Origin of the sequence: Sphingobacterium sp. UBA5639, from assembly GCF_002421245.1 — a bacterium.
Lineage (GTDB): Bacteria > Bacteroidota > Bacteroidia > Sphingobacteriales > Sphingobacteriaceae > Sphingobacterium > Sphingobacterium multivorum.
On sequence record NZ_DIJR01000005.1, the window covers coordinates 398,021 to 409,425 of the forward strand.

The window sequence follows — 11,405 nt, forward strand, 5'->3', positions numbered from 1 at the left end:
GTATTGGAATTGATCTGAATAGACCAGACTTGAATAGACTGAACTTGAATAGACTAGACTTGAATCAAGTTGACCTAAATGGACTCAACCTAAATTGTCTTTAATTTAGGATCCCTATTTTTTAATTGAAAAATTCGATCAGGTCAGGCACTGTCTGGATGAGATAGGTCGGTGACTCCTGCTCGAGTTCGGCTTGGCTACCATAGCCATACAGTACGCCAACAGCATCCATGGCAGTTTCCCTTGCGCCAATCAGATCATGTTTACGATCGCCGATCATGAGGCATTCCTGTGGATTTGTTAGTTTGGCCTTTTCCATGACATATTGGATGACGCTGGTTTTGGTCGGTCTGGAATCGTCCAAAGCGCTTCCACCCGCAAAATCAAAATAGGTATTTATTTCAAAGTGTTGTAATATTTTGTGGGCGAATATTTCGGGTTTGGAGGTCGCCAGATAGATGCTGTACCCTTTTGTTTTCAGGAGCGTTAAAAGCTCGGGTATGCGATCAAACAGGATGTTCTCGTACAGTCCTATGGCTGAAAAGCGCTCCCGATATTTTTCTACACAGGCAATTGCTTCGCTTTCCCCAAATCCAAAGGTATGTATGAAAGAATCTTTAAGGGGCGGACCGATCAAGGGTTTGAGGCTATTCAGATCGGCTGTATGGATGCCTTTGGACTCCAAGGCATAGGCAATACATTTTGTAATCCCTTCTGCAGGGTCGGTCAGGGTTCCGTCCAGATCGAATAAGATATGTTTGTAAGACTTCATGCTGCAATATTACGGAATAGAATAGGAGTAAGCGAGTTTGTTTGCCCTGAAAGCAGATAATGACCTACGGCAGACCAAAAAATAGGGAATATTATCATTTTTAAGACCTAAGGCATGCTCAATATTTGTTAAATTTGCCGAATGAAACAAAAGAAGAAAGTTCAAGAAGTCGAACCTTTACGTCCCGTAGATAAGTATTTTGCGGAGCTGGATGCTAATTTTCAGGATCCGACCAACCGCCTGATTCAGGCCATCTTTTTACCATTATTATTTTTTGGTATCATGGGCTGCATCTGGATGATTCCATTTCCACAGTTCGAATTCTTGGTCAAACTCAATTGGCATACCTTTTTGAATTGGGGCTCTTTCTTCATCGCTATTGTCATTTATTATTATTTAAAGCTGTCTGCAACCTTGTCCTATGCGATATTATTCTCGATCGGGGGTATGAGTTTCTTTATCGTGCAACTGGAATACGCACAGAAGAACGGTGGCCCGGCTGTCATCTGGGTGTGTTTGGGAATCGCATTGCTATCTATTGTCGCGCTGTTTATCGGTAAGGGAAAGGAAAAGAAGAAAATCACAGGACAACAGTTTCTGCAGTTTTTACTTGTCGGACCGATATGGCTGTGGCATTTTGTCTTTAAAAAATTGAAATTAAGATATTAATTGAGCTGTCCTTAGGAGCTGATCGCATTGCATCTGATCGCATCCTAATCGGGGGCTTAAAAGAACGGGGCCAAATTGCTTGCAATTTGGCCCCGTTCTTTTAGTTGAGCGCTGACATAGATCGGGGATATCCGACAGCCATGCGTAATTAGTTCAGTACATAACTAACTTTTGTAATTGAACCATTTGATGATTTCTTTGAGATTTGCCTTTTTTCCATAGATCAAAATCCCGACGCGGTAGATACGTGCAGCGACCCAGGTTACCAATAAAAAGGTCAGTATGAGCAAGGTCAACGAGGTCAGGATCTGCCATAGGGGTACACCAAAAGGTATGCGAACGAGCATGGCGATCGGTGAGGTGAATGGAATAAAGCTCAACCATGTTGCAATCGGTCCATTGGGATCATTGATAATGACGCCGAAAGAAAGAATATAGGTCAATAGCAAGGGCATGGTAATGGGCATGGAAAACTGATTGGCCTCTGTTTCGTTGTCGACAGCTGAGCCTGCAGCGGCGAAAATAGCACTATACAATAGGTATCCGGCAATAAAAAACAGAAAGAAGAAAATGATGACCTCCGTGAAATTAAAGCTTTGGATCGACGTAAGGATCGAAGCGGAATCATTCTGGGCCATAGCTTTTGATACGGTACTCATATTACCCGCTCCAGGTTGGCTAGCGGCTACTTCCTGCATATCCTGCGGATTGACAAACAGTAGCGTTGCTGTGATAAATAAGCCCCCGGTAAGCACAAGCCACATCACAAATTGGGTCAGTCCAACCATACCGATTCCAACAATTTTACCCATCATGAGCTGAAAGGGCTTGACCGAGGAAATAATAACTTCGATGATACGATTGCTCTTTTCTTCGATAATACCACGCATTACCTGGGCACCATAAAGAAACAGGGATAGATAGACTAAGATAGCCAAAGCGACACCAAGGCCCATTGCAATGGCCGTGTTGCTGTTCTTTTCTTCGCCGTCGGCTGTTATTTCTTTTGCATCGATGCTGACTTTCGGCTTAATGGACTGGATAATCTGCAGGTCAATTCCCTTGGCTTTATATTCCTTTTCACGGATGATCTCTTCCAGCTGTCCGCTAATGATCTCCTGTATGACAAAGCTGGTCTTGCCACTGGTAATGAGTTCGGCTCTTTGGCTTGTTAAAATATCTTTTGGGATATAAAGGATCGACTGTTTTCCTTCACTTTGGGTCAGCTGCGCTTTTTGTGCCTGGAGATCCAGTTTACTGATTGTATAACTTACATTTTTATTGCTTTGCAGTTTTCCCGCAAAGTCGCCTTGTTCATCTAAAATAAAGACTTCGGTGTGTGAATCTTTAAAGCTCTTTTTTGTCAGATAAAACATGCCTGCATACAATGCAAAAAAGAACAATGGCACGGCAAAAGTCATGACAATAAAAGATTTTTTCTTGACACGGGATAGGTATTCCCGTTGAATGATAAGTAGTATTTTATGCATGATCTTGAGATAGGGGTGAGACTTGTGTAACTTTTTGAATGAAAATATCCGCCATAGAGGGAACGATTTCGATCAACTGGTTGAGCTGTATTTGGGGTAAGAAACGCATTAAGACATTATTGATATGAATATTGTTATTTAGCTGAATTGTAGTGTTGTATGTTTTGTCGTGCTTTGTGGACGTGATGACTTTAAATAGGCTGTCTTCGGATAGAAGAAAATTATCTTCATTGGCTGTATATTCCAATCGATAGGTTTGATTTCGGTATTCTTTTTTAATCGCCTGTACGGAACCATCGAGTATTTTCTTGGATCGGTTGATGAGGGCGATATTATCGCAAAGCTCTTCCACAGTCTCCATACGGTGTGTGGAGAATATAATGGTCGCCCCCTCTTGATTCAATCGGAGAATCTGTTCTTTTATGATATTGGCATTGACGGGATCAAATCCCGAAAAGGGTTCATCCAAGATAATCAATTGTGGTTGGTGGATGACCGTGGCGACAAATTGTACTTTCTGCTGCATACCTTTACTGAGATCTTCAATTTTTTTGTCCAACCAGGATGTGATGTCCAGGCGCTGGCACCAATCTTGGATGCGTGCTAGGGCTTCTCGCTTGGAAAGTCCTTTAAGTTGCGCCAAATACAACATTTGATCGCCGATTTTCATTTTTTTGTACAGCCCCCGCTCTTCGGGTAAATAGCCGATTTGTGCAATATGCTGTGGACCCAGCGCTTCGCCATTAAACAAAATCTCACCGGAATCGGGCGCGGTAATTTGGTTAATAATACGGATCAGGGACGTTTTTCCAGCCCCGTTTGGCCCCAATAGTCCGAAAATTTTACCCTTTGGGATTTGAATGGATACGTCGTCCAATGCACGGTGATTGGCGTAATCTTTGGTGACATGATTGATTTCGAGTAACATCTATTTTAAGGTTTAATTAATTCGTTCTTTGAGTTTGTTAGAAATATTCCTTTTTTCCCAAAGACTGACGTTTATTTATGTGATTAGTATCTTGAGCAGCTGAATTGTTACAGCAGCTCCGAAAAATTTCTTGTTTGGTGATGCTTCCATTTTACCTACTGGACTTCTTATTACAAGATTTATTTTTTTTATGGCATGCAGGACTTCTTTTATTTGGCTAATAAGACGTATACCCAACCGCATAGTGCATCTTCGGAATGCGCTCAGTTGTTTGATGAATCGTTTGAAGTGAAAGTTAAAAATAATTGGGGACATTTTAGTCCCTGGCCAATTAAATAGGAGACGGAGCTTTTTTATGGAATAGAAGCGGTACACATCTTGTCAAAGGGATTCATTTAACGTACCTTTGTTCCATGGAAGTGAAAAAAGCCGAATTCGTGTGCAGTAACACGAGAGTTGACAAATTACCTGCACCCAATTTGCCGGAGTATGCGTTTATCGGACGTTCAAATGTCGGTAAATCATCGTTGATCAATGCAATGACCAACAAGAAAGGACTTGCCAAGACCTCCCAAAAGCCTGGTAAGACTCAGTTGATCAATCATTTTATCATCGACGATACCTGGTATCTGGTGGATTTGCCGGGTTATGGTTTTGCCAAAGCCTCTAAAACAAGTCGCACGGAATGGGAGAAGTTCATCCGTAGGTATCTTACCCATCGGGACAATTTGCAATGTGTTTTTGTATTGGTAGATAGCCGTCATGAACCACAGAAGATAGACTTGGATTTTTGCTATTGGTTGGGCGAATGTGGTTTACCCTTTATGTTGGTTTTTACCAAGGCAGACAAGCAATCGACTGTCAAATCCGATGTGAATATTGCGAAATTTAAAAAATCATTGCTTCAATGGTTTGAAGAGGTGCCGCCGATTTTCCTAACTTCAGCAGAAAAGAAAATGGGGCATGAGCCTATTTTAGAGGCTATCGATGAAGTTAACGGCCGATTTGTTCGCCCTGAACCCGAAGGAAACGAACAATTTTAGCTAGATCTTAAGTTCAGATGAAAAAATACTTGTCCTTAGTTTTATTTGCCCATAGTGTATTTGCATTACCATTTGCCTTCATCGGTTTCTTTTTGGCATTGCATACAACGGACTACACCTTTTCGTGGAAATTATTGGTTTTGATGCTCGTGTGTATGGTAACGGCCCGTAATGCCGCTATGGCATTCAATCGTTATTTGGATCGCGATATTGATGCCATTAATCCGCGAACGGCCATGCGTGATATTCCTGCCGGAAAAATTTCTGCTAAAAATGCATTGATTTTTACGTTAGTAAATTGCCTTATTTTTATCGCAGCGACGTATTTTATCAATTCTCTTTGCTTTATGTTGTCGCCCATTGCACTTTTTGTTGTGCTTTTTTACTCCTATACGAAGCGCATAACACCCTTATGCCATCTTGTATTGGGAGCAGGGCTAGGATTGGCTCCAATAGGTGCATATATGGTTATTACAGGACAGTTTGCGACTGTTCCGGTACTTTATGGCTTCGCAGTGTTGACCTGGGTGAGCGGCTTCGATATTATTTACGCGTTGCAGGATGAAGCATTTGATCGGGCCAATCAGCTGAATTCTATACCCGTTTGGTTGGGAACGAAGGGAGCCATGCGCGTTTCGGAAGGTCTGCACGTGTTTTCTTTTATATTTATTTTAATACCAGCATTTTTGATGCTGGTAGGTTGGATTTATTATTTAGGTGTGGCCTTTTACGGAGCCTTGCTGATTTACCAGCATACCCTGTTTTCATCGACTAATTTAAGTCGGGTCAATCGTGACTTTATGACAACCAATGGTTATGCCTCGGTGATTTTTGCGGTATTCTACCTCTTGGATATCTGGTTGATCAAATAAACGTTTTAGCATAAAATAAGAAAGGCTTTAGGAATTCCTAAAGCCTTTCTTATTTTTGCATCTAAACCAATACACATGCTATGAAGAAAAGTATTCTTTTTACCTCTATTTTATGTTTGTCATTGTCGTCGCAGGCGCAAAAGCTGTCGAGTTATGTCATTCAATATAACCAAAGTTTCAATGGGAATACAGCTGCCAATCAAAATGCCATCCTCGTCTATGCCAATGAAAAGGAGACTTTTGTCAGTTCAGCGAAGGAAATGCAGGGACAGTTGGCGCCGCCATACGAACGGGTTGTGGTGGAGCGTTCCGGAGGCAATGCCTTACTTAAAATTGCTAAACTCAAAGATGGATCAATCATTCTAACCAAAGATTCGCTCGCGCTTTCGAAGCAAAAGTTTAACACGACAAACGAGACTAAAACAATCTTGGGCTATCCCTGCAAAAAAGTAGAGACCAGCATCAATTCCAATAAAATAGAAGTTTGGTATACCGATAAATTAGGGGTAAAAGGTGCACCCACGGAACTTGGTCAGGATCTTGGTTTGGTACTTGAGGTAATCCGCAATGGGAATACACGGACTTTTGCCACCAAAGTAGAAAAGGTCAAGACGATACCGGATCAACTGCGGCTAAAAGGAAATGAAAAATTGTACGATGAACTCTCGTATAAAGATCTGATCTGGAAAAATCGTTTTATCCAAATACCTATTTTTCGGAAGGAGCGTATACGTTTTGCGGATGATGTAAAGTCGGATTCTGTTTTGCGTTTTGCCAATGGGACTGTTTTGGTAAAAAAGGTGAAAATCCCAAAAATAAAGACTAGCGATAATGTATTTGTGCAGTTGGTCGAACAATCGAAAGGTGATGCCTACGATCGCACCGGGTCAGTTTTTATCATCCCGACCAACAAAGCGCAGAGCTTTTTGGATGGCATGAAAAATGGTATGGGTACCCTGCCTAAGTACGAAAATGGAAATGGTAAAGCTTATCAAGGCGTTGTAAAAACAGCATCTTTTGAACCTATTGTTGAATTGATGCGTTTCTTTACACCCTTTGGTGTTAAGCAGTTTAACTATCTTCAGTTAAAGGATAAGGTTTGGCAAGATTCGGTGCTGTACCGTCAGGACGTAACGGAACTGGCTGGTCTGTTGAGCGAGCAGGAAATCTATGTAGGCGCCTTCATTGGCAATTATGATAAAAATGGACATGAGGTGAGTGTGGAGCTGACGGTGCATCCGGGTTTCGATGCCGAGTCAAAAGGTAGTCTGAAAAAGACGATGTCTTTATTCACCACAACCAACGTTATGGAAATGGGCGGCCAGGAGTATGGATCTATGTTTGATAAGGAGAAAGGTCTTACTGTTTCGTTTCATTTGGACCAGGACGCTAAAAACGTGCAATTACGCTACATTACCACAGGGCATGGAGGCTGGGGCAATGGTGATGAGTTTGTGCCGAAGGAAAACCGCATTTTCCTAGACAATTCATTACGCTTTAAATACACGCCGTGGCGTAATGATTGTGGCTCGTACCGTTTGTCAAACCCAGCTTCAGGCAATTTTGCCACAGGTCTGTCTTCATCCGATCTAAGCCGCTCCAATTGGTGCCCGGGTACAGTAACACCACCAATCTACATTGATCTGGGGGATTTAAAAGCAGGTGACCATACGATGCAGGTGCAGATTCCACAGGGAGCTCCTGAAGGAACAAGTTTTAGTAGCTGGAATGTGACAGGAACCTTGTTGTTCGATTAATTAGTTTTTCATTGCTGTCATATGCAATAATGCTATTGCATATGACAGCAATATTCCTTGGGTTTTTAAGACAAAGATTAAAGGGGGTAGGCCGTCTCGCTTTTTGTCTCCGATAATACAAAGTAGGTCTGTACGGTATTTACTTGCGGTAGTACGGCCAGTCGATGCCGCAGAAAAATATGATAAGCATCCATATCTTTGGTTGCGATACGTAACATAAAGTCGTAAGAACCCGCCATTTGGTAGCATTCCATCACCTCGGGAAATTTAGCTACCTCTTTTTCGAATTCATTCAACACTTCAAAAGTATGCGCCTTGAGAAAGACCTGAGAAAAGGAAATTAACCCAATGCCTATCTTGTGGCGGTCCAAAATTGCCACCGTTTTTTTGATGTAGCCCAACCGCTTTAGCTTTCTAACGCGTTCGTGAACAGCAGCGATAGATTTGTTAAGTTCAAAGGATAGCGCTTTATTGCTCATGGAGGCATCTTGTTGTAGGAGGCGTAATAATTTTACATCTATTTCATCCAATTCCATAATCTGAATATTTTCGGTACGGTTGTAAAAATACGCTATTGTTCTGAATTATTTATTGGTTTTTATATCTTTTAATTTAATTTTTATTGAAATTATAGTGATGTGTTGAATATTATCTTGTCGATGGTCAATTTTGCAACAGAATAATCATTTATAAGAAATGGCTGAACAAGAATTATTAAGTGCGTGTTTGTCACCTGCATTGGACAAGAGATTCAAACATCTGTGGAGATTGGTCGGAAATACACCGATGTTGGAACTACAGTATACTTACAAAGGTAAACCCGGACGAATTTTCGTGAAATGTGAGAACTACAATCTGACTGGTAGCATTAAGGATCGGATGGCGCTTTATATTTTATACAAAGCGTATATGAATTGTCAGATCCGGCCGAGTGATGTTGTCATTGAAGCCACAAGTGGCAACACAGGGATTGCCTTTTCAGCAATCGGTAAAGCACTTGGTCATCAGGTAAAGATTATTATGCCCAATTGGTTGAGTAAGGAGCGTACCGATATTATTCGCAGCATGGGTGCCGATATACAGCTGATAAGCAAAGAAGAAGGTGGTTTTTTAGGAAGTATTCGTTTAAGTGAAGAGCTTGCTGCAAAGGGCGGTGTTTTTCTTCCACGCCAATTCGAGAATCAATATAATGCCGAAGCGCATGAGAAAACCACCGGTTACGAGATTGTAAAGCAACTGGAGGAACAGGGCTTAGTTGCTGATGCTTTTGTTGCTGGTGTGGGAACTGGTGGTACGGTCATGGGTGTAGGTAGAAGCTTAAGAAAGGTAAACCCAAATGTCCGCGTCCATCCGCTAGAACCGGCAGAAAGTCCAACCTTAACTACAGGGCATAAGGTAGGTTCACACCGTATTCAGGGAATATCTGATGAGTTTATTCCTGCCATTGTGGATTTGGATGAACTCGATACGGTCGTATGTGCCAACGATGGCGACTCCATTATCATGGCGCAGAAGCTATCGCGCCAATTGGGATTGGCTGTTGGAATCTCTTCGGGAGCAAATGTAATCGGAGCGATTAAATTACAGCAGGAGCTGGGCGATGAAGCTGTCGTGGTGACCTTACTTTGTGATGATAACAAAAAATACCTAAGTACCGATTTGGTGAAAGAGGAGCCGGTAAAAGAAGGGTATCTTTCTACGGACGTTGATTTCTCGGGTTTTCAACCGATCTGCAGATTGGCAAATCCGGTATTTGGTGCTTAAAAAGATTTAGTTTCATATGTTTATAGTTAACTCGGGGAGTCTCTAGCTCCTCGGGTTTCATTTATTCAAAAACCAATTTATACCTAAGAATAACACAACATGAAAGTCAATTTTAAATTATTAATCCTTTTGTTGTTGTTGGTTGCGCCTGTGGCAATGTTTGCCCAAGCGGATACAACAAACACGTTGGAGGGGCTTGAGTTTACGGATGGTACGATAAGTCCCGATTCACTGTCCTTTGAGGAGTCTCCAGATACCGCTACCGTAAAAGCCGATTCCGCCCAGATGAAATCGGTAGCTGGGACAATCGTAGACAAAGCTGGGGCAGAAGGCAAAAAATCGCTGTGGAGTATCTTTATTGCGGGCCTTTTAGGCGGTTTTGCCGCTTTATTGATGCCTTGTATTTTTCCGATGTTACCGCTGGCGGTGAGTTATTTTACCAAACAGGCGGGGAGTCGTGCCAGTGGTATTAGTAAAGCCCTGTTATATGGATTATTTATTATTGTGATTTATGTGGCTCTGGGGATGATTATCACGATCGCATTCGGGTCTGATGCACTCAATGCACTTTCCACCAACGGTATCTTCAACTTCATTTTCTTTTTGTTGTTGGTGGGCTTTGCGGCATCTTTTTTTGGTGCTTTTGAAATTACCTTGCCAAGCTCCTTTGTCAATAAAATGGATGCCAAATCGGATAAAGGTGGATTAGTGGGGTTGTTCTTTATGGCCTTCAGTTTGTCCTTGGTTTCATTTTCTTGTACGGGACCGATTATAGGGACACTGTTGGTTGAGGCAGCTTCGAAAGGCGAGAGATTGGGTCCAGCAGTTGGGATGCTGGGATTCTCCATTGCCTTGGCCATTCCTTTTGGTTTGTTCGCGATGTTTCCTTCGATGCTTAAATCCTTGCCGAAATCTGGCGGTTGGCTGAATAGTGTAAAAGTCGTTTTAGGCTTTTTGGAACTCGCTTTAGCGTTGAAATTTTTATCCAATGTCGACCTAGCTTACCACTGGAACTTGTTGGATAGAGAGGTGTTCCTGTCGCTATGGATTGCTATTTTTGCGTTGATGGGGCTATACCTGATTGGCAAGATCAAGTTCTCCCATGATAGTGAGCTGAAATTCCTGTCTGTTCCTCGAACTATTTTGGCCATTGTTGTTTTTTCTTTTGTGGTCTATATGGTGCCAGGTTTATGGGGAGCGCCTTTAAAATCAATTTCCGCTTTTTTACCGCCATCGGCAACACAAGATTTTGATCTTTCTTCGGGTGTAAGTGCCGGAGCTGTTGCGCATTCAGATGGAAAGGTGAAAAAATATGCTGAAATTTTTCATGACAGAGGCACGCCTAAGGGATTTGATCCTTATTATGATTACGACCAGGCCTTAGCTACGGCTAAAGAATTAAACAAGCCTGTTTTAATTGATTTTACGGGCTGGAATTGTGTCAATTGTCGTAAAATGGAAGCGAATGTCTGGACGGACAAAGCTGTGGCAAAATTATTAAAAGAAGAATTTGTGATGGCCGAACTTTTTGTGGATGATAAAACCGAGCTGGCTGCAAACGAACAATTTGTTTCAAAGTATAGTGGCAAAAAGATCAATACCATCGGCAAGAAAAACAGCGATTTTCAAGCGGCTACATTCGATAGCAATTCGCAGCCGCTGTACGTTATTGTCGATCCGACGGGCAAAAAACTGGTGCCCCAGAGTGGTGCCAACTACAATGTAGAAGAGTACAAGGCATTCCTACAAAGTGGTGTGGATGCATTTAAACATAAAAACTAACCATCGTCATATGCTATTTTATCCTCCTTGTACTATGCAAGGGGGATTTTTTTGTTCATAAGCCATCGGTTTTTGTGTCTGCAGGCCTGATGCAGTGGGGCTTTCCTCGTATTGTGTTCGTACCAGCTTCGGAAGGCGACAATCTTGCAATAAATATTGACCAGCCCCTGACCAGGTAATTCCTGGTCAGGGGCTGGTCGGAATCTGATCAACATCTGTACAACATCTGTTGTATCTCCGAATAAGGTACGAAGCAGGTACGAAGCTTTCCCCGCTATTTCGTCCAGAAATCGTTGGCGGGGGAGCCTATGTTGCGGAAGCCTAGGGC

10 protein-coding genes are annotated in these 11,405 nt (G+C 42.2%); 6 read left to right on the top strand and 4 right to left on the bottom strand.

What is annotated here, in order from left to right; genetic code table 11:
- Positions 1 to 121: 121 nt before the first annotated feature.
- Positions 122 to 772, bottom strand: a complete 651-nt coding sequence (locus B4Z90_RS05515; protein WP_070569715.1) for an HAD-IA family hydrolase — start codon at positions 770 to 772, stop codon at positions 122 to 124.
- A gap of 141 nt (positions 773 to 913) precedes the next feature.
- Here B4Z90_RS05515 and B4Z90_RS05520 point away from each other — a divergent pair, with 141 nt between their 5' ends.
- The gene (locus tag B4Z90_RS05520; protein ID WP_046675834.1) at positions 914 to 1,441 is read left to right on the top strand and encodes an Mpo1-like protein; all 528 of its coding nucleotides are present in this window, start codon (positions 914 to 916) and stop codon (positions 1,439 to 1,441) included.
- 164 nt (positions 1,442 to 1,605) lie between these two features.
- Here the strand turns inward: B4Z90_RS05520 and B4Z90_RS05525 are convergent, their stop codons facing one another.
- Together B4Z90_RS05525 and B4Z90_RS05530 are read right to left on the bottom strand one after the other, a co-directional pair.
- A complete protein-coding gene (locus B4Z90_RS05525) occupies positions 1,606 to 2,931 on the bottom strand; it encodes an ABC transporter permease (protein ID WP_046675835.1) in 1,326 nt (441 codons plus the stop codon).
- The gene (locus tag B4Z90_RS05530; protein ID WP_115048061.1) at positions 2,924 to 3,859 is read right to left on the bottom strand and encodes an ABC transporter ATP-binding protein; all 936 of its coding nucleotides are present in this window, start codon (positions 3,857 to 3,859) and stop codon (positions 2,924 to 2,926) included. Before B4Z90_RS05530 ends, B4Z90_RS05525 begins: the two co-directional genes overlap by 8 nt.
- Before the next feature lie 413 nt (positions 3,860 to 4,272).
- On the opposite strand from B4Z90_RS05530, the gene yihA reads away from it, so the two are divergent.
- From yihA to B4Z90_RS05545, 3 genes are all read left to right on the top strand, one after another.
- Positions 4,273 to 4,902, top strand: a complete 630-nt coding sequence (gene yihA, locus B4Z90_RS05535; RefSeq protein ID WP_046676372.1) for a ribosome biogenesis GTP-binding protein YihA/YsxC — start codon at positions 4,273 to 4,275, stop codon at positions 4,900 to 4,902.
- Positions 4,903 to 4,919: 17 nt separating this feature from the next.
- Entirely contained in the window at positions 4,920 to 5,774 is an 855-nt protein-coding gene (locus tag B4Z90_RS05540) for a UbiA-like polyprenyltransferase (RefSeq protein ID WP_070569725.1), read from the top strand.
- An 80-nt stretch (positions 5,775 to 5,854) separates the two neighbouring features.
- On the top strand, positions 5,855 to 7,531 hold the full coding sequence (locus B4Z90_RS05545) for a PNGase F N-terminal domain-containing protein (protein WP_070569727.1): 1,677 nt from the start codon (positions 5,855 to 5,857) through the stop codon (positions 7,529 to 7,531).
- Between the two features lie 77 nt (positions 7,532 to 7,608).
- On the opposite strand, the gene B4Z90_RS05550 is transcribed toward B4Z90_RS05545, so the two are convergent.
- Positions 7,609 to 8,067, bottom strand: coding sequence for an Lrp/AsnC family transcriptional regulator (locus B4Z90_RS05550; protein ID WP_046675839.1), 459 nt, complete (start codon positions 8,065 to 8,067; stop codon positions 7,609 to 7,611).
- Positions 8,068 to 8,227: 160 nt separating this feature from the next.
- Between B4Z90_RS05550 and B4Z90_RS05555 the strand changes: the two genes are divergently transcribed.
- Together B4Z90_RS05555 and B4Z90_RS05560 are read left to right on the top strand one after the other, a co-directional pair.
- Positions 8,228 to 9,295: a PLP-dependent cysteine synthase family protein gene (locus tag B4Z90_RS05555; RefSeq protein WP_115048063.1), complete on the top strand. Its 1,068-nt coding sequence runs from the start codon at positions 8,228 to 8,230 to the stop codon at positions 9,293 to 9,295.
- A gap of 99 nt (positions 9,296 to 9,394) precedes the next feature.
- Positions 9,395 to 11,077: a protein-disulfide reductase DsbD family protein gene (locus tag B4Z90_RS05560; RefSeq protein WP_115048065.1), complete on the top strand. Its 1,683-nt coding sequence runs from the start codon at positions 9,395 to 9,397 to the stop codon at positions 11,075 to 11,077.
- The last annotated feature ends 328 nt before the right edge of the window (positions 11,078 to 11,405 follow it).